The sequence below is a fragment of the Mesorhizobium sp. M0518 genome, from assembly GCF_040321125.1.
Taxonomy (GTDB): domain Bacteria; phylum Pseudomonadota; class Alphaproteobacteria; order Rhizobiales; family Rhizobiaceae; genus Mesorhizobium.
This window is the reverse complement of the sequence record NZ_JAMYQY010000002.1, coordinates 275,991-292,052: the sequence shown is the minus strand read 5'-3', so window position 1 is coordinate 292,052 and position 16,062 is coordinate 275,991. Positions and strand designations below refer to the sequence as shown.

General features: G+C 60.1%; 20 protein-coding genes. 9 read left to right on the top strand and 11 right to left on the bottom strand.

What is annotated here, in order from left to right:
- Positions 1 to 38: 38 nt before the first annotated feature.
- Both NKI66_RS04420 and NKI66_RS04415 read right to left on the bottom strand, forming a co-directional pair.
- Complete coding sequence (locus NKI66_RS04420) at positions 39 to 224, bottom strand: hypothetical protein (protein WP_023812005.1); 186 nt, start codon at positions 222 to 224, stop codon at positions 39 to 41.
- Positions 225 to 677: 453 nt separating this feature from the next.
- Positions 678 to 1,073, bottom strand: a complete 396-nt coding sequence (locus NKI66_RS04415; RefSeq protein WP_352751041.1) for a hypothetical protein — start codon at positions 1,071 to 1,073, stop codon at positions 678 to 680.
- A gap of 251 nt (positions 1,074 to 1,324) precedes the next feature.
- Here NKI66_RS04415 and NKI66_RS04410 point away from each other — a divergent pair, with 251 nt between their 5' ends.
- The gene (locus tag NKI66_RS04410; RefSeq protein WP_023812003.1) at positions 1,325 to 1,552 is read left to right on the top strand and encodes a hypothetical protein; all 228 of its coding nucleotides are present in this window, start codon (positions 1,325 to 1,327) and stop codon (positions 1,550 to 1,552) included.
- A 150-nt stretch (positions 1,553 to 1,702) separates the two neighbouring features.
- The gene (locus NKI66_RS04405) at positions 1,703 to 1,861 is read left to right on the top strand and encodes a hypothetical protein (RefSeq protein WP_023812002.1); all 159 of its coding nucleotides are present in this window, start codon (positions 1,703 to 1,705) and stop codon (positions 1,859 to 1,861) included.
- A 55-nt stretch (positions 1,862 to 1,916) separates the two neighbouring features.
- Here NKI66_RS04405 and NKI66_RS04400 read toward each other — a convergent pair whose 3' ends face one another.
- Complete coding sequence (locus NKI66_RS04400) at positions 1,917 to 3,818, bottom strand: multicopper oxidase domain-containing protein (protein ID WP_023812001.1); 1,902 nt, start codon at positions 3,816 to 3,818, stop codon at positions 1,917 to 1,919.
- A gap of 191 nt (positions 3,819 to 4,009) precedes the next feature.
- Here NKI66_RS04400 and NKI66_RS04395 point away from each other — a divergent pair, with 191 nt between their 5' ends.
- Positions 4,010 to 4,438: a hypothetical protein gene (locus tag NKI66_RS04395; RefSeq protein ID WP_128304515.1), complete on the top strand. Its 429-nt coding sequence runs from the start codon at positions 4,010 to 4,012 to the stop codon at positions 4,436 to 4,438.
- Positions 4,439 to 4,548: 110 nt separating this feature from the next.
- On the opposite strand, the gene NKI66_RS04390 is transcribed toward NKI66_RS04395, so the two are convergent.
- The 4 genes from NKI66_RS04390 to NKI66_RS04375 form a co-directional block, all read right to left on the bottom strand.
- A complete protein-coding gene (locus NKI66_RS04390) occupies positions 4,549 to 4,707 on the bottom strand; it encodes a hypothetical protein (protein WP_128304463.1) in 159 nt (52 codons plus the stop codon).
- A gap of 84 nt (positions 4,708 to 4,791) precedes the next feature.
- Complete coding sequence (locus NKI66_RS04385; RefSeq protein ID WP_352751038.1) at positions 4,792 to 5,262, bottom strand: YbhB/YbcL family Raf kinase inhibitor-like protein; 471 nt, start codon at positions 5,260 to 5,262, stop codon at positions 4,792 to 4,794.
- Positions 5,263 to 5,307: 45 nt separating this feature from the next.
- Positions 5,308 to 5,514, bottom strand: coding sequence for a hypothetical protein (locus NKI66_RS04380; protein WP_013531530.1), 207 nt, complete (start codon positions 5,512 to 5,514; stop codon positions 5,308 to 5,310).
- Between the two features lie 101 nt (positions 5,515 to 5,615).
- Positions 5,616 to 7,607, bottom strand: a complete 1,992-nt coding sequence (locus tag NKI66_RS04375; protein ID WP_352751036.1) for a protein-L-isoaspartate(D-aspartate) O-methyltransferase — start codon at positions 7,605 to 7,607, stop codon at positions 5,616 to 5,618.
- 262 nt (positions 7,608 to 7,869) lie between these two features.
- Here NKI66_RS04375 and NKI66_RS04370 point away from each other — a divergent pair, with 262 nt between their 5' ends.
- The 4 genes from NKI66_RS04370 (at position 7,870) to NKI66_RS32645 (ending at position 12,205) form a co-directional block, all read left to right on the top strand.
- Positions 7,870 to 10,281, top strand: a complete 2,412-nt coding sequence (locus NKI66_RS04370) for a phosphoketolase family protein (RefSeq protein WP_352751034.1) — start codon at positions 7,870 to 7,872, stop codon at positions 10,279 to 10,281.
- A complete protein-coding gene (locus NKI66_RS04365) occupies positions 10,278 to 11,456 on the top strand; it encodes an acetate/propionate family kinase (RefSeq protein WP_352751032.1) in 1,179 nt (392 codons plus the stop codon). The genes NKI66_RS04370 and NKI66_RS04365 overlap by 4 nt, the downstream gene beginning before the upstream one ends.
- Positions 11,457 to 11,661: 205 nt before the next feature.
- Complete coding sequence (locus tag NKI66_RS04360) at positions 11,662 to 11,901, top strand: hypothetical protein (protein WP_352552075.1); 240 nt, start codon at positions 11,662 to 11,664, stop codon at positions 11,899 to 11,901.
- The gene (locus tag NKI66_RS32645) at positions 11,849 to 12,205 is read left to right on the top strand and encodes a DUF6894 family protein (RefSeq protein ID WP_502897967.1); all 357 of its coding nucleotides are present in this window, start codon (positions 11,849 to 11,851) and stop codon (positions 12,203 to 12,205) included. The genes NKI66_RS04360 and NKI66_RS32645 overlap by 53 nt, the downstream gene beginning before the upstream one ends.
- Before the next feature lie 62 nt (positions 12,206 to 12,267).
- Here the strand turns inward: NKI66_RS32645 and NKI66_RS04350 are convergent, their stop codons facing one another.
- From NKI66_RS04350 to NKI66_RS04335, 4 genes are all read right to left on the bottom strand, one after another.
- Positions 12,268 to 12,432, bottom strand: a complete 165-nt coding sequence (locus NKI66_RS04350) for a hypothetical protein (protein ID WP_023811992.1) — start codon at positions 12,430 to 12,432, stop codon at positions 12,268 to 12,270.
- A gap of 160 nt (positions 12,433 to 12,592) precedes the next feature.
- Positions 12,593 to 12,793 (bottom strand): KTSC domain-containing protein, encoded by a 201-nt coding sequence (locus NKI66_RS04345; protein ID WP_023811991.1) that lies wholly within the window; start codon positions 12,791 to 12,793, stop codon positions 12,593 to 12,595.
- Between the two features lie 80 nt (positions 12,794 to 12,873).
- Positions 12,874 to 13,308 (bottom strand): GFA family protein, encoded by a 435-nt coding sequence (locus NKI66_RS04340; protein WP_352751030.1) that lies wholly within the window; start codon positions 13,306 to 13,308, stop codon positions 12,874 to 12,876.
- A gap of 81 nt (positions 13,309 to 13,389) precedes the next feature.
- Positions 13,390 to 13,689, bottom strand: a complete 300-nt coding sequence (locus NKI66_RS04335) for a PRC-barrel domain-containing protein (protein ID WP_013531539.1) — start codon at positions 13,687 to 13,689, stop codon at positions 13,390 to 13,392.
- 570 nt (positions 13,690 to 14,259) lie between these two features.
- Here NKI66_RS04335 and NKI66_RS04330 point away from each other — a divergent pair.
- A complete protein-coding gene (locus NKI66_RS04330) occupies positions 14,260 to 15,009 on the top strand; it encodes a Crp/Fnr family transcriptional regulator (RefSeq protein ID WP_352751028.1) in 750 nt (249 codons plus the stop codon).
- Positions 15,010 to 15,394: 385 nt separating this feature from the next.
- Positions 15,395 to 16,012 carry an alpha-ketoglutarate-dependent dioxygenase AlkB gene (locus NKI66_RS04325; RefSeq protein ID WP_352751025.1) on the top strand — a complete coding sequence of 206 codons (618 nt, stop codon included), beginning with the start codon at positions 15,395 to 15,397 and terminating at the stop codon, positions 16,010 to 16,012.
- The last annotated feature ends 50 nt before the right edge of the window (positions 16,013 to 16,062 follow it).

The following is a 16,062-nucleotide window of genomic DNA, read 5'->3' as shown; positions in this document are numbered from 1 at the left end:
CGCCAGCGGCATGCGCCGTGGTGCCCATTGGCCTGAACTCAATTGGTGGCGTTGATCGACTTCGCCAACTCTTCCAGCTTCCGGGGATCGTTGCCGTGACGGCGCACCAGTTCGCGAGCCTGCCTGGACGGCAAATCGGTCGTGGCCGCCAGTTGTCGCACCTGCTGATCGTCGATGGCGACCTGCGGCAATGTATGGTCGATATTTCCTTGCTTGTCCTTCATCGCGCTTCTCCTTGATCCCTGTCGATGACAACGGCTCGAAAATCCGACCGGTTCCGAACGATCTGCAAACTTTTGGGCCGGCACCTGGGCGGACCAACATGCGCGTGCCCTGAGGGCGTAACGATCTCGATGGCTGGATTCTGCCAGGAACCATGGCACGGCGCACGAGTTGTTCCGACTGAACGGAGATAGTTAGATGCCACAGCCAAGACAGCCAGACCCAAATCGCGATGTGCCCGTGCCGCCTCCAACATGGAAGCCCCAGCCGATCGAGGAACCCGAACCGGAAAGGCTCCCGGACGAGACCCCGCTGCCCAATCCCGACGAGAATGAAGAGCCTCCCGTCCACGCATAGACGAAGGGGAGCTTCTTTATCGCGGGGCAAGTGCGCAACCTCGAGACAGAAAGCCCATCGCCTGCAGATCGGCAAAGTTGAATGGTTGCTTCGGCGCCTCAAGTCGTCGTCTGGATGATCAGGGTCAGCGTGCCATCGCCATCTATGTTTGCAGCGACAACCTGCGAGGAATTGAGCCCATTCGCCCTCAAAGCCGATGTCGCCTGAGGCGAAGCATCGACTGAGTTTTGCAGGCGAAGCAAATCTTCGGCGCTGGTTTGATTGATCACGGCATCCGCCTGCGCCTTGATTTCGTCAGGCAAATCCTCGACGGCGATAATGGCAACGCCGGTGAAATTCAAATCAGCAGAGCCTGGATCTGGCAGCGCCAGCTCCGGTTGCACTTCGCCCTGCGGTGGCGTCACCTGGGGAGGCTGCGGGCCAACAGTTTGGGCGTAGACGGGCTGAATGATGACCGCCCCGGAAAGTACGAGAGCTATCGTCAACATGCGCATGGTCGCTCCTTGCATCCTCGAGGAGATTTTGAAGAAACCCCCATGCTGAGCGATGGTTCCCGCGGGGCTGGTCCCGCCGGGCGATTTCGTCCCAACTCACCCCAGAGAGACGCCGAAAACCTTGGCCAGGGCGTCCGTCACACGGCTGTCTCCCAACCGGTTGGGCGGTTTCGTACGGAATCGTACCATCGATTGATCTGCACCTTGGACAGGATCAAAATCAAGCAGAGGTGACCATGGGAGGGAGCCGCATGAGCATCGCCAGATGGGCAATAAGACCTGTCGGTACCGCCAAGGCGTTTCTGGCAGAGGAGCTTCGAAGTGCGCGATACGGCGACATTGTTTCGGTCAAAGCGGCGATAGAGGCCGCTCGCAGGGACGCGCCTTATTTGCAGGACACAGACGATGAGTTGATGGAGACGATCGTCGAGCTGGCACGGGAACTGGGGCTGGCCGTCCTTTTTGACTCTCGCGATTGACCGATGAGCCATGGCTGGAGGACTCACCGGCGGTTGAAGCGATTTGGTACGAAATCGACAATTGGCTCATGGCCGAAAATGCGCAATCATTGGGAAATGGGACGACGGTTGGACGACAAACTCGATTGCAAGGCTTGTGGGACTATCCAAATGGACATTCCCGACAACGCGGAGGAATCGACGCCAATTCATTGCAGCAATTGCGGCGCCTTTCTCGGCGAGTGGGGCGAATTGCAGGACGATTTCTACCGTCAGGCTCGCGGTACCGAAGCATTCGACTTGCGCAACGGAACCATTATCAAGAAGTAGCGCGCAACAACGCGGCCTCCGAATAACATCGGTAAATCCACAGGGGTTGGCAGATCTAGCCGACGTCGATGACGACCATCAACCCGCCGCCGCCCTTCTCCTCGACATTGTTGTTCGTCGTGTGATGCGGGATGTGGCAGTGAATGAGCCACTTGCCGGGACGCAGCGCCTTCCACACGACGTCATAGCGCTGTCCCGGTCCGACATTGATGGTATCGGCCAGGAAGCGTGCCGAGGGAGAAAGCGTCTCACCGTCACGGGCGACGACCTCGAAGGGTCCGCCATGGATATGCATTGGATGGACGAAGCCGTTGTTGGTGCCGATGAAACGCACCTTCAGCGTCTCGCCCACCTTCATAGGAATGGTGTCGGTTGCGGGATAGGCCTTACCGTTGATGGTGAAGAAGTTCGGCATGCCGCCTTCCATTGGCATTGAGGGGTAGGTCAGCCCATCACGCACCAGCCATTCCTGAAGTTCGATGACATAGTCGTGGTCAGCCGGAACCTCGTCGGCAGGATTGGCGGGATCGATGATCAGCGCCCCATAAAGCCCCAGCGCCTGGGTGCGGTCCGGCTTGGCATGCGGATGATAGAAATAGGTCCCGTGCTGGGTCGCGGTGAATGCATAGGAATAGGATTGTCCAGGTTCGATCGGCGGCTGGGTGATCTCGGCAGGCCCATCCATCTGGTTCGGCAGAATCATGCCGTGCCAATGCACCGTGGTTTCTTCGGGCAGGTCGTTGGTGACGTCGATGCGAACCTTATCGCCCTGGCGAATGTGGATGCGCGGACCGGGAATCTGGCCATTGTAGGCATAGGCGTCGACCGCGACGTTGGGCAGGATCTGCCAGCGGACCACCGATGGTCTGAGCTCGAACACCTTGACGCCGTTCTCCAGGCGGAATGGCAGTTCCTGGTCGCCCTTGGCGGCAAGAGCATAGGACGAGGTAACGCGACGCGGATCGGTTGCAGCCATGTCACGCATGGCCTCCGCCGGCGTGTCGCGACCCATGATCATGCCTTGCGGCATGATCGCGCCGCCGACGTCACGCGCCGAAAGCGTCAGGTTCAGCCAGTTGGCCGGCGCGGCCATGCCGATCGCCAGCGCCAACACCGACACAATACCGAGGGCCGCAATCTGCGGCGTGGTAGCGTCCGTCTCCATCTGGTGGCCGCTGCGTTTGGACTTATGGGAGGTGTTGCGGCTTCGTCGGCCGTCGCCGGCGTTGGGGTGATGCATAGCATGCTGTTGGTGGGCGGTCGGCTCTCCACTGCTCGTTTCGTTCGCCTGCGGGCGCTGCGTCATCAATCCGTGCTTCAGCCCGCGCGCGACCAGCCAGACATTGGCCGGATAGGCGAGCGTGAAGCCAGCGATGACGCCGATCGACATCACGCCCCAGAACAAAAGCTCGTTCGGCTCCATGGCGCGCATGTCGCGCCCCATCATCAGAAAGCTCATGACGGGTGCCATGCCGGCCATCATGAAATTCATCGAGATGAACTCGGGCAGGAAGCTCTTGCGCACGTTCTCCCAGTAGGTGCCGCCCATCATCGATTTCATGAACAGCGATTGGAAGATGAACAGGCCGAAGGCAAAGCCCGCCAGATATTCGACGATGAGGTCGAGCCACATCGGCAAGCCAAGCGTTGCCGTGATGACTGCGGCGAGAATGATGCCGGTCGCATCGCCGGCAACGCAGTGGATGGTCGAACCGACCCCCTGTTTCCACAGCGGCCTGGTAAAGTCTTCATGCTCGCCCGGCCGTGGCTCCTTGTCTGCAAGCACATAAAGCAGCAGCCCCAATGGACCCATATAGAGGGTCACCAGGATGAAACCCCATTTCATCACCACCGGTTCGGGATTGTTGCGGTATTGATCGAAGCCGACATAAAGCGTCGAGGCGGCGGCAAGAGCGAACCAGACGGCAAGGAAATAGTCGATTGGCTGGATGAACATGGATGCATCCCGTCGCGGATCAGTGGCTTGTCACAAGCAGCCCCGTCGATGAACGCAGCCGGCGTGTTTATGATCCCGCCGGCCCAATCCGGTTGTGTCGAATTCTCCAGCCTGGCGCTCTTGTCGAAGCATTAACGCGCGGTAATTCCCTTGAAGGCGTGGGCGCTTCGCTGCCTCAACAGGAGCTGGCCATGAAACATCAAACACTCGACCAACTGCATGCCGTCGCCAAGATTGAATCGTCGGCTGCCTATTCCGCAATGACACGAAATCAGCGCGTAGAGCGCTGGGCTGAACTGCTGGAGCGTAGTCCCGAGCGATGCCTTGGGGCCTTTGCAGGGACTGAACATTTGCACCCTGAAGCACGTGCGATGATGCGGGGCGAGGGTACGGCAATTTCGGTTGCCTTCGAAGATCCAGTGCTGCGCGCATCGGGTTTGAAAGACGACACATATGGTGAGGCAAAGCGCTTTTTCGAGTTGAACGACTGGCAGTTGCACGACATCGTCTGCGATTGCCACGTCGGCTCAACCATGAAAGCGCGCTGGGCTGCGACGCGGGTCCGCTCAGCCATCAGCGGCAGGTTCTTTGCGTGGTTGCGGCAAAGGATAATGCGCTGACCGTAGTTGGGGATCGTCGTCGCTTCGGTGCGGCATACGATCCCCTGTCTTGCCGATTGGATGTCTTGCCGATTGGATGTCTTGCCAATCGGAGGTCTCGCCGATGCGGATCAACGCTTGTCCTGGTATAGCCGGTCGGTCGCTCGGTCGCTCTCCCTTCGTTCGGCGGGTCCACGCCGACGGCGTGCGATAACGGCATAGGCCATCAGCACGATCAGCAGCAATGGGCCGCCGGCAACGACGACCAACCACATGATATCTCCAAACATGGCGCCATCTCCTTTCCCAGACAACCGGCGAGGAGGAGAACCGTTCCGCGCAGCAGGCCACCTCGGTCGCCCCTGGTCATTAACTTACGAATTGCGCTCGTAGGTTCCGATGAGTTCAGCCTGCTCAAGCGAATGTTTCTGCGCCTCCCGCCAGATGCGCTCGATGCCCACGCTGGCTGGAATGGCAAGGCTCGGGGTGTCGAGCGCGGCCAGCCGGAAATGGTAATGGTGAACGCCATGTCCGACCGGCGGCTCAGGGCCGTCGTAATAGGCGTTGCCAAAATCATTCGTTGCTTGCCTGAGGGCGCCCGGACCCGGCTTGCCGCTTTCGGCCTCGGGAAGTTCCCTTGTGTCCGGGGAGATGTTGAACACCGCCCAATGACCAAACGTTCCGCTCGGCGCGTCAGGATCCTGAACGACGAGAACAAGGCTCTTTGCTTCATTTGGCACTCCAGACCATTTCAGCGGCGGCGATACGTTTTTCCCGTCTCGTGTGTATCTTTCGGGAATTTGTCCGCCTTCGGCAAAGGCGGCACTGCTAAGGGCAAGTGGCATGGTTCACTCCTCCGGCGAAGTTGATCCCAGCGACGCGCAGGGCAGCTATTTGTTGGTCCGCATCTTTTGTCTTGGATCGATTCCGCCAGCGGCGGTCGTGTCGTTTTCGACGTCACCTTCGACCGTGTTCTCGCCTTCAAGCTCGAACTCTTCGCCTTCCTTGATCGTTCCCTTGGAAGTCCCGATACCAGGATTGTTCGCCAAGTCGGCATCGCTCGGTTTTTTCCATTTCGGATGTTTGGTTCCGGTCATGAGAAAACTCCTTCGACGGGGATTGCAGTTTTGAAATCGCAGAGCGGATAATTCGTTCCGGTTCCACGCCTCGGCTTCTTCATTGGTTCGCAGCGCGCCGGCTAAAGCCCGAATGGATAGGTGTCGGGAACGCCGGTTCTTGCATGCTCCGGGCCAAGCGGCGTCACTGCCGCGGTTTTGTCGAACCATAGGAACGCGTCGAACTGCCGGGGCAGGGAAGCGTCCGCATAGTGGCTGCCCAGCTCGGTTTCCGGCCGGTAAATCACGCCGATAAATCGCTCCAGCCTGCGTTCCAGCAACCGCTCACGCAGCGTTGTGTCGCGCCCGAGGTCGAGCAGGAACCGCGACACAAGGGAATCGTGGCAAAGCCGTTCGTAACTGTCGGCGTGCGACGCGCGAATTTGCTTCACCTCCATTTTGCCATCCCAGTTGCTGGCGGCCGCTACAGTGCCGGAATGCGTGCCCATACCGATCAGCGCTGCCTCATCCCCGAAACGCTGCCGGCAGAGTTGGCCGATGTTCAGTTCGTCCCTGACGACGCCCATCTCGGTAAAGCGGGCATCGCCGATATGGGAATTGTGCGCCCACACCACGGCCTTGGCTTTGGGGCCGTCGGCATGCAGCAAATGTTCCAACGTTTCGAACATGTGCGTGTCGCGCAGGTTCCAGGACTCCGCGCCGCCATAGTACATGATCCGGTAATAGTGTTCGGCGGACGCGATCAGCCGGGCATTCTGACTGGCATCGAGAAAGTCGGTGCCGTCCCTTTTTGCATATTCGAGCTGTTTGGCGAGCAAGTCCCGGCATTGTTCCAGCACCGCTTTTTCGCATTTTTGATAGCCGGCGGTGAGCACCGCGCGGCCGTAGGTGGACGGTTCGTGTTGCCAGGGCGTCAGGCAGCCATAGCGTTCGCGCGCGATCTTGGCTGCCTGGGGATCGACCCGGTCGAGATAGTCGAGGACCGCGCCGATGGAACCGCTCATATTGTAGATGTCGAGGCCGTAGAACCCTGCTTGCTCCGAAGGCTCTAGCTTCTCGTTGTGACGGCGCATCCAGTCGGTGAAGGCCGCGACATCGGTGTTGCGCCACATCCACGTCGGAAATTGCTGGAATGGCGCACCAGTGCCGGTTCGCGGCCGACGATGGCGAACGTAGCGGTCGATCGCCGCCGCGTCGGGCCAGTCCGCCTCGACCGCGACGATGGTGAAGCCGTGGCGTTCGATGAGCCTGCGGGTGATTGCCGCGCGCGCCCTGTAGAATTCGGACGTGCCATGGCTTGCCTCGCCAAGCAGAACAATGCGCCGGTCGGCGAACCGATCGAACAATGCGCCGAAGGCCGGATCGTCGAAATCGGGCAGGGGTTCGGCCGCGGCCGCGATCATATCAGGCAGGCTGATCGGATGGGGATGTCGAAGCGGACGACCGACGTCGGTGACTGTGCCGTTTTCCGACCAACCCTGCTCGCCGATCAGAGGGACGAAGCGCACACCGCCGAAATCCTCCTCGCTATAGGTTGCGGCGCCTGTCCGGGTGACTTTGAGCAGACGTTGCAAATCCGGGTCGTCGCCGACCGGAATGACGAGCCTGCCGCCGACATCGAGTTGTTCCTGAAGGGCGAGCGGTGCGCCGGGACCGCTGGCTGTCACCACGATGGCATCGAACGGCGCTGCCTGCGGCCAGCCCTTGGTGCCATCGCCCGTCCGAACCTCGATGTTTTGGTAGCCGAGTTTTTCAAACCGCCGCTTCGCGGTTTCGGCCAAACCGGGATGACGCTCTATCGTGTAGACCTGTTCGACGATCCGGCTCATCACCGCGGCCGCGTACCCCGAGCCGGTGCCAATTTCGAGCACATGGTCACCCGGTTTGACATCCGCCATCTCGATCATGAACGCGACGATGTAGGGTTGCGATATGGTCTGGCCGTCGGCGATCGGCAGCGGCGTGTCTTCATAAGCAAATTCCTCGAAGCCGGGTTCGACGAAGGCCTCGCGTGGAACTTCGCGCATAGCCTGCAGAATCTCACGGTCATGGATGCCGCGCCGGCCGACATGGATTTTGACCATTCGATCACGGGCACGAGGAAGATCGAGCATCTTTTAGCTCCCCTTTGGTGCAACGCTTCGAGGCGATCCTTCGCGGTACCTGCCTTGAGCCTGCCTTCGCGATTCCAGTTTCTAACCGCCAGAAGACTTCAAGGTTCCCGACTATCTGCGGACAGAGCCGTGTGCCCGCCGGGATAGCGTCCGGTCTCTTGGCTGCGCGGGTCGCGACGCCGCCCCGGACGGCGGCAGTCGGGGGTTGCTCAAGCGCAAAAATGCCCCAGTTATCACCAGCGAACCGAAGCTGGAGATGTCGATGAACGACAAGGCAGCCGCGACGCCGCAGGCTATCGGCCACGAACGGATCGACCTCTTGGACCGTTACTGGCGCGCCGCGAATTATATCTCGGTCGGCCAGATCTACCTGCTCGACAATCCGCTGTTGCGCGAACCGTTGAAGGCCGAACATGTCAAGCCGCGGCTGCTTGGACATTGGGGCACGACGCCGGGGCTGAATTTTCTCTACCTGCATATGAACCGCGTTATCCGCGAAAGCGACCTTGATGTTCTGTTTATCTGCGGCCCGGGCCATGGCGGTCCCGCAATGGTTGCCAACACCTGGCTCGAGGGCACCTATAGCGAGATCTATCCCGATATCGGGCAGGGCGAAGACGGCCTCAGGAAACTGTTCCGGCAGTTTTCCTTCCCCGGCGGCGTGCCAAGCCATGCCGCGCCCGAGACGCCCGGCTCAATCCATGAGGGCGGTGAACTGGGATATGCCTTGGTCCATGCCTTCGGTGCGGCCTTCGACAATCCGGACCTGGTGGTTGCCTGCGTCGTTGGTGACGGCGAAGCCGAGACCGGTCCGCTCGCGGCGGCATGGCATTCCAACAAGTTCCTGAACCCGATGTCGGACGGCGCCGTCCTGCCGATCCTGCATCTCAACGGCTACAAGATCGCCAGCCCAACGATCCTCGGCCGCATGGACGACCAGGAATTGCGAAAGCTTTTCGCCGGCTATGGCTACGAACCGTTCTTCGTCGAAGGCCACGAGCCGCTTTCCATGCACCAGTCGATGGCCGCGACGCTCGACACGGTGCTCGATCGCATCCGGTCCATTCAGGAGCAGGCACGGGCTCCGGGATGGCATGGTCAACGCCCGCAATGGCCGATGATCGTGCTGCGCAGCCCCAAGGGGTGGACAGGTCCCAAGGAGGTCGATGGCGAGAAGGTTGAGGGTTTCTGGCGCTCGCATCAAGTGCCGGTGTCGAACGCACGCGGAAATGAGGACCACCGCACGATCCTCGAAAACTGGATGCGAAGCTACAAACCGGAAGAGCTGTTCGATGAAAGCGGACACCTGTTGCCAGAGCTAGCGGCACTTGCCCCAACAGGGACAAAGCGCATGGGTGCAAGCCCGTACGCGAATGGCGGACTGCTGAAGCGCGATCTTGTGCTTCCAGACTGGAAAAGCCTGGGGCTGGAAGTGCCGCGTCCAGGTGGCGTCATCGCTGAAGCGACGCGGATTTGCGGAAGCTATCTTCGCGAGGTGTTCCGCCTCAATGCCGAGGCGCGGAATTTTCGCCTGATGGGGCCGGACGAGACGTCATCCAACCGCCTCGATGAGGTGTTCGAAGTTACCGATCGGATCTGGATGCAGCGCATCGAACCCTACGACGTCCATCTTTCCCGTGACGGACGTGTCATGGAAGTGCTCAGTGAGCATCTTTGCCAAGGGTGGCTCGAAGGCTATCTGCTCACCGGCCGGCACGGCCTGTTCTCCTGCTATGAAGCCTTCATCCACATTGTCGATTCGATGGTCAACCAGCATGCCAAATGGCTGAAGACCTCCGGCGAGCTTGCCTGGCGCAAGCCGATCGCCTCGCTCAATTACCTTTTGACCTCCCATGTCTGGCGGCAGGACCACAATGGTTTCAGCCATCAGGATCCGGGCTTTGCCGATCTGGTCGCCAACAAGAAGGCCGATACGGTAAGGCTCTATTTTCCGCCGGACGCCAACACCCTGCTGTGGATCACCGATCATTGCCTGAGAACCTATAACCGCATCAATGTCATTACCGCCGGCAAGCAGCCGGCACCGCAATGGCTGTCCATTGAAGAAGCCGAAGCGCATTGCAAGGCGGGGGCGGGCATCTGGGAATGGGCCGGTACGGTTGCTCAGGGCGAGGAGCCCGACGTGGTCATGGCCTGCGCCGGCGACGTGCCGACCCTGGAAACGTTGGCCGCGACCGACATTCTGCGCTCTGCGATCCCCGACCTGAAAATACGTGTCGTCAATGTTGTCGACCTGATGACGCTGCAGTCGAACACCGAGCACCCGCACGGCCTCGCCGATGGAGACTTCGACGCGTTGTTCACGAAGACACGGCCTGTCATCTTCGCCTATCACGGCTATCCCTATCTCATTCATCGCCTGACCTACCGTCGCGCCAACCATGACAACATGCATGTGCATGGCTTCCGCGAGGAGGGCACCACGACGACGCCGTTCGACATGGTGGTGCTCAATGAACTCGATCGCTACCACCTCGCGCTCGCCGCCATCGAACGCGTGCCGGGACTGGCCGAAAGGGCCGAAGGGCTTGCGGGCGAACTCCACGACCGGCTGGTGAAGCACAGGGCCTATGTCCGCGAGCACGGCGAAGACATGCCCGAAATCCAGGAATGGAGCTGGCCCGGCAAAAGCGCGGCAAAGGCGCGCCGATGACCCACCGGTCGATCCTGGCGCTGAATGCCGGTTCGTCCAGCATAAAGTTCGCGCTTTACGATATTGCCTCGTCGCAGGATCTGCAGCTCGTTTCACGCGGCACGTTGGACTTGGGCGACACACCCACACTCCGCGCAAAGGCGGCCGACGGAACGGTGCAGTGCGAGCGGCAGCTCGCCGCCGACAAGCCGCGTGATGCGGCCATAGGCGAGATGCTGAATTTGGTGCAGAGCGAAATTGGCGAAAGAAACCTGCTCTGCGCCGGCCATCGCGTCGTGCATGGCGGAAGCGAATTCATCGAACCTGTCCGTCTGACCCCAGACATCATCGACGCCATCGACAGGTTGACGCCGCTTGCTCCGCTGCATCAGCCTCGCAGTCTCGCGCCGGTCCGCGCGATAGCTGCCTTGCAACCGGACTTGCCACAGGTTGGCTGTTTCGACACCGCTTTCCACCAGACGATCGATCCGCTCGTGCGGCGCTTCGCCCTTCCGCGCCAGTATGAAGGGCAAGGCTTGCGCCGCTACGGGTTTCACGGTCTCTCCTATGAATACATCGCCGGGCGGCTCAGCGTGATATCGCCAACTCTTGCGGCGAAACGCACCATCGTCGCCCATCTCGGCAATGGTGCCAGCCTTTGCGCTTTGCAGCAGGGCAAGAGCATCGATACGACGATGGGGTTTTCGGCGCTGGATGGCCTCGTCATGGGCACGCGGTGCGGCGCCATCGATCCCGGCGTGCTGTTGTACTTCCTACTGGAAAGAGGCATCGCGGCTGAGGAACTGCAGACAATCCTTTACGAGAAGTCGGGACTGCTCGGCGTATCCGGTATTTCGGGCGACATGAGGACGCTGGAAGCGAGCAATGATCCTCGCGCTCATGAGGCGATGGCGCTTTTCGCCTTTCGCGCCGCGAGAGAGGCCGCGGCGCTTGCAAACACGATGGGTGGTCTTGAACGCCTCGTATTCACCGCCGGCATCGGCGAACGGTCCGCGTCTATCCGCAACGCCATATGCGAAAAATTGACCTGGCTTGGCGTGGTGCTTGAAGAACACGCCAACGACACCCACGCCGAAATCATCAGTCGGTCGGAGAGCAAGGTGGAGGTGCGCGTGATTGCGACCGATGAGGAAAGTGTCGTTGCGCGTCACAGCCGCAAGGTGATGCAAGCCTGAAGGCTCGCCATTTCGGAAATCGGCTGTCGGTTCGCCCCGATGAAAGCGCGGGGCAAGGGTATTCCCTGTACGAAAATTACCAAGCGAGCCGTCGGGGGAACCAACTGTCCATGGAAATATTGTGCGAGCAATCCCGGCTAACCCCGAGACCGTCGGCACGATGATCAGGCCGACAGCCTTACTTCAGGCATTGGCTGAGGAATCCATGTTTACGGACGACGTTGCGGTGAGGCGCCTGAAAATCCTGGTCGAGCAATATGTCGAGACACGCAAGAAGCGCCACGATGTGATCTCTACAGCCAAGGCCGGAACCGCAATCCGAGAGGTGATGCCAAGTTGCCCGCTTTCGGGAAAGGCCTTCGATGATCTGATTGCGGCCTGCGCCATAGAGCATGGCCTCGCCGTGCTCTTCGACAATCCGGGTATATCAGGCACTGAAATCTGAGGCTGGCGCTTCCGAGGCCACCATCGCGATGAGCAGGAGTTCAGTCGGCATGTCCAGATACTTTTTCGACCTTCGAGATGAGAGCGGAAGCTTGCAGGAGGATCCGGAGGGCCAGGAATTTCCTGATCTCGCGAGCGCCGAGGAAAACGCGATGGCGTCGGCGAAGGAAATCCTCGCCGAAGAGCTGCTGCATGGCAAGCCGCTGCGTACCGGATTGGCCTTCGAGATTTTTGACGAGAACCGCAACCTAGTGCTGCGCTTCCCCTTTGCGCTCGCGGCCGAAAAGGCCGGGGCACCCCCTTAATACCGAATTGCCTGGCGGCCGATCGCTTGCAGGGTCATACAGGTCGGGCGTCAATGCGGATCCTATCCTTCCGCCTTGAAGTTTCTGGCTTCTTTCTCGACCTTGGGGCTGTCCTTGCCATGCTTTCGCATGAGCTCCTTGGCCTGCTTGGGTGAGACGTCGGTGGTCTCTGCCAAGCGCAGCGCCTTCTTGTCCTTGCTTTCGGTCTTCTGCTTCTTGGCCGTCATGGCTCTTGAACTCCCTTGAAGCCCTGTTCCGATCGATCTTTGCCGGTGCCAACGCCCGACCATATCCAGATGAACTGTCGTTGCCTGGTTTGCTTCGACGAGACGTCAACGAGACGATGCCGGTCAGGTTCCGTGCATCGCCTGCTCATGGCTGAACTTGTCACGCCACGCGGCGGTATCGATGGCGATCTCGGATGAATTCATTGAAGAAGCGGCCTTTTGAGGAGGCTTTGGTGAAAGCGGCATAAGTTGCCGGCGCAACACCCTCATAATCGTAACGTCTGCCGCTCGGCACAAACCAGACCGAGAGGATCTTGGTGGCGGGATCGTATTGTGTGTTTTGGATCACGGTCGATGGCATGGTGGCACCCGACGGGTCTGCCCGAATAACCCGCTAGCGGTAGTCAGGTTCCGCCGATGCCCTCGCGGCTCGCACCGCGACTACCGGTCGCGCGGGTTGCCGAACGTCGGGTCGCGCTTCCTCGAATATCGGTCGATGCGTGGCAGGCTGTCATCAAACTCGATGCACGGTAGCCTCAGGTCCCAATAGGCATGGGCTTGCGGCCGAAAACCTTCAGGTTTGTCGAGGAAGCCGATGGTCACATAGAACTCGTCCGGCAGGCCTTCGTCGCTATAGCCTATCGAGCTTCCACAGTCTGGGCAGAACGTGCGGGTGACGCCTGGCGTTTTGGAAAAGGCCTTCGGAGTTCCCCTAAGAAGCTGAAATTGCTTCGGCCGGTAACCGACCCAGATCGTCAGCGGACTTCCGATGGCCCGGCGACAATCGTCGTCGTGATCGTAGCATATCCAGAAAGGCTCTCCATCCACGGCTGCCGCGATCCGTCCGCAGAAGCAGGCTCCGGTCTCGCGCCGCATCGTCTGTCCATCCTGTCGCGCCCAAGGGACGTTCAGAGAGCGGCCGAACGGCCGCTCCCATTCAAGGTGAAGTCGCTGAAATCATGCATCGTGATGCTCGGGCATGCTCTTGAGCTGATCCTTGGTCCAGTTCGTCACCGCGTGAACGTCGCCGTCTTCATCGCGCATGAATTCCAACTGGCTCGCGGGAACGGCCACTGGCTTGGCGCCTATGCCGAGGAAGCCGCCGACATCGATGACGACCTGACTGGCGGCTCCAGAGCCGTGGACATGCGAAACGCTGCCGACCTTGTTGTCGTCCGCGTCGTAAATCGTGGCGTCTTCGAGAATGTCTGGCGTCAGTTCGGTGCTTGTGAGGCGTACGTGGTTGGTGTGATCCATCGTTCGAGACTCCTGTTGGGTGGAATATCTGAACCTCTCAGCCGAGCAATCGTTCCGAACAATTTCGGGGGCGACGGACGGACGACGCAAGGATGCAAGAACCCTCAAAATCAGCCTCGGCCCGAATTGACTCGCAAAGCTCCGTACGGAAGCGTACAAAGGAAAATCGTCAGCAGCACAGTTGGGCGCTGACGCTTGGGAGTGACCATCGCTCTTGCCCATCACGAGGCATGGCCTTGCATGGCGAGGAGCCCGAGCACCCCGGTCTGCCACTGGACGCGATAACCGCGCTGGCGCGGGATACAGGCGCCATTGAACAGCAGATACGTGAAATCATATCGCTCCTCGGGTTCGATCGCGCCTCTATCCTGCGGGAGGCTCGTTTGCTGGCGAAAGATGGTCAGCCAGCAAGGCCTTCGAGTCTTCAGCAGTAACTGTCGGTTTCATACCAACACGCCGGCCCGTCTAGTGCTGCGCGAGACGAGGTCTATGGTTCGTTACCGTCCGCTCGTTAGACGGGCGCAACCGGCTAAGAGATCCCAGTGCTCTTGCCCAAGGGAAAAGAGTCTCGTGGATTACCAGATACTGCAAGCCAAGAGCGAATTGCTTCGCCGCATGAGCGCGGACGACTTCGCGCGGTTAAGGCCGCATCTGGCGAGCGTTTTCCTGGACTTGCGCGCGCCACTGGAGACTGCGGGGCAGAAGATCGAAGCCGTCTATTTTCTGGAAAGCGGACTGGCATCGGTGGTGGCCAGGACTTCGGCGGCGACCGAAGCGGAAGTCGGAATCATCGGGTTCGAAGGAATGACCGGTTCGGCCCTGATCATGGGGGACGACCAGGCGAACTTTGATTGCTACGTCCAGTCGACATGCGAGGCCCTCCGGGTAGAGGCTGCCCCATTCGTCGAAGCCCTGGAGAACAGCCCTACGTTGCGGTCGTTCCTGTTGCGCTATGTCCAATATTTCCACGTTCAGACAAGCTACACGGCATCGATCAACGCACGGCAGAGCCTGGAAGTCCGGCTGGCGAGATGGCTTTTGATGTGCAGCGACCGCACTGTCGGAGACAGGCTTATGATAACCCATGAATTTCTGTCCATCATGCTTGGTGTCAGGCGTCCGGGGGTTACCGTGGGTCTGCAGATGATCGAGAGTTATGGTTATATCCGAGCGCGCCGCGGAGAGATCACGATCCGCGATCGAGACGGTCTCGTGAAGTTGGCGCGAGGCTCTTACGGTCCACCTGAAACCCAGTACCGCCGACTGATCGGAGATTTGGGCTCGAAGCATGCCGCGAGGCAGGAGCGGCCTCTCGCTTGAGCGCCGGGGCCAACAGAGGCTTCTCCACCACTGAACCGCCAGGAAGACATTTTCGAGTGGCCGACGCGATGATGCCGGTGAGACACCGTTGCCTAAGCCCGCGCCGGCCACCGCGGCATTTTTTGGGGATGCCGCGGTGCCAATCTAGTTGCTGACAAGCAACTGGCAACGAAGGCTCACGGTTTGGTAAGAACCGTACGTACATGCACGCAACCTCCCTCGGTTGCATTCAAGGCATGCTCGCGAATCCTGAGTTGAATACAGCACCCGATAAACTCCGGATTGGCAGGCGTTGTCAGATGCGGTGATGTCGCTGGGTGGGGTGCAGATTTGCTGGCCAGGTTCCGATATTGCCAGGCGGGCTGGCCTTCACCATCTAGCTGGGATGGCGACACCCACATCGAAAACACTCGGCTCCGGCTCATCCGGGCTCCAGCACGATCTCTTTGGTGCCGCCGACGACCTGCCGGAAGGTTTCCTTTACCAGCCCGAACTGATCACGGCGCAAGAAGAAACCGAACTCGCCCGGCATCTCGAAGGCCTGCCTTTCGAGGCGTTCGATTTCCATGGCCATCTGGCAAACCGGCGCGTCGTCGGTTTTGGCCTGCGCTACGACTACGACAGGCGCCAGGTCGTCGAGGCGCCGCCGATCCCTGACTTCCTGTTGGCCCTACGCGACAAGATCGCGGCGTTGGCAGGCAGGCCCGCCGAGGCCTTCGCGCAAGTGTTGATCAATGAATACCGGCCCGGCGCCGGCATTGGCTGGCATCGAGACAAGCCTCATTTCGAAGACGTTGCGGGTGTTTCGTTGCTGGCGCCTTGCAGCTTCCGGCTCCGGCGGAAGAATGGCACCAAGTGGGATCGCCGCACCATCGTCGTCGAACCAAGGTCGGCGTATCTCATGACCGGACCATCGCGCACGGAATGGGAGCATAGCATTCCCCCAGTTGACCTGCATCGATACTCGATCACCTTGCGGACATTGCGCGCCAATTCCGCATGAGCATCGCGTGCCGAGCCGTTCTGAGGCATCGCCAGCGCCATCACGAGTTC

Coding starts and splice junctions, on each gene's coding strand:
- NKI66_RS04405 (WP_023812002.1), top strand. CDS start 1,703: ATGGACATTCCCGACAACGCGGAGGAATCGACGCCAATTCATTGCAGC.
- NKI66_RS04325 (WP_352751025.1), top strand. CDS start 15,395: ATGGCGACACCCACATCGAAAACACTCGGCTCCGGCTCATCCGGGCTC.
- NKI66_RS04385 (WP_352751038.1), bottom strand. CDS start 5,262: ATGCCACTTGCCCTTAGCAGTGCCGCCTTTGCCGAAGGCGGACAAATT.
- NKI66_RS04345 (WP_023811991.1), bottom strand. CDS start 12,793: ATGCCATCGACCGTGATCCAAAACACACAATACGATCCCGCCACCAAG.
- NKI66_RS04415 (WP_352751041.1), bottom strand. CDS start 1,073: ATGCGCATGTTGACGATAGCTCTCGTACTTTCCGGGGCGGTCATCATT.
- NKI66_RS04350 (WP_023811992.1), bottom strand. CDS start 12,432: ATGACGGCCAAGAAGCAGAAGACCGAAAGCAAGGACAAGAAGGCGCTG.
- NKI66_RS04360 (WP_352552075.1), top strand. CDS start 11,662: ATGTTTACGGACGACGTTGCGGTGAGGCGCCTGAAAATCCTGGTCGAG.
- NKI66_RS04400 (WP_023812001.1), bottom strand. CDS start 3,818: ATGTTCATCCAGCCAATCGACTATTTCCTTGCCGTCTGGTTCGCTCTT.
- NKI66_RS04365 (WP_352751032.1), top strand. CDS start 10,278: ATGACCCACCGGTCGATCCTGGCGCTGAATGCCGGTTCGTCCAGCATA.
- NKI66_RS04395 (WP_128304515.1), top strand. CDS start 4,010: ATGAAACATCAAACACTCGACCAACTGCATGCCGTCGCCAAGATTGAA.
- NKI66_RS04410 (WP_023812003.1), top strand. CDS start 1,325: ATGAGCATCGCCAGATGGGCAATAAGACCTGTCGGTACCGCCAAGGCG.
- NKI66_RS04340 (WP_352751030.1), bottom strand. CDS start 13,308: ATGCGGCGCGAGACCGGAGCCTGCTTCTGCGGACGGATCGCGGCAGCC.
- NKI66_RS04380 (WP_013531530.1), bottom strand. CDS start 5,514: ATGACCGGAACCAAACATCCGAAATGGAAAAAACCGAGCGATGCCGAC.
- NKI66_RS04370 (WP_352751034.1), top strand. CDS start 7,870: ATGAACGACAAGGCAGCCGCGACGCCGCAGGCTATCGGCCACGAACGG.
- NKI66_RS04390 (WP_128304463.1), bottom strand. CDS start 4,707: ATGTTTGGAGATATCATGTGGTTGGTCGTCGTTGCCGGCGGCCCATTG.
- NKI66_RS04375 (WP_352751036.1), bottom strand. CDS start 7,607: ATGCTCGATCTTCCTCGTGCCCGTGATCGAATGGTCAAAATCCATGTC.
- NKI66_RS04335 (WP_013531539.1), bottom strand. CDS start 13,689: ATGGATCACACCAACCACGTACGCCTCACAAGCACCGAACTGACGCCA.
- NKI66_RS32645 (WP_502897967.1), top strand. CDS start 11,849: ATGGCCTCGCCGTGCTCTTCGACAATCCGGGTATATCAGGCACTGAAA.
- NKI66_RS04420 (WP_023812005.1), bottom strand. CDS start 224: ATGAAGGACAAGCAAGGAAATATCGACCATACATTGCCGCAGGTCGCC.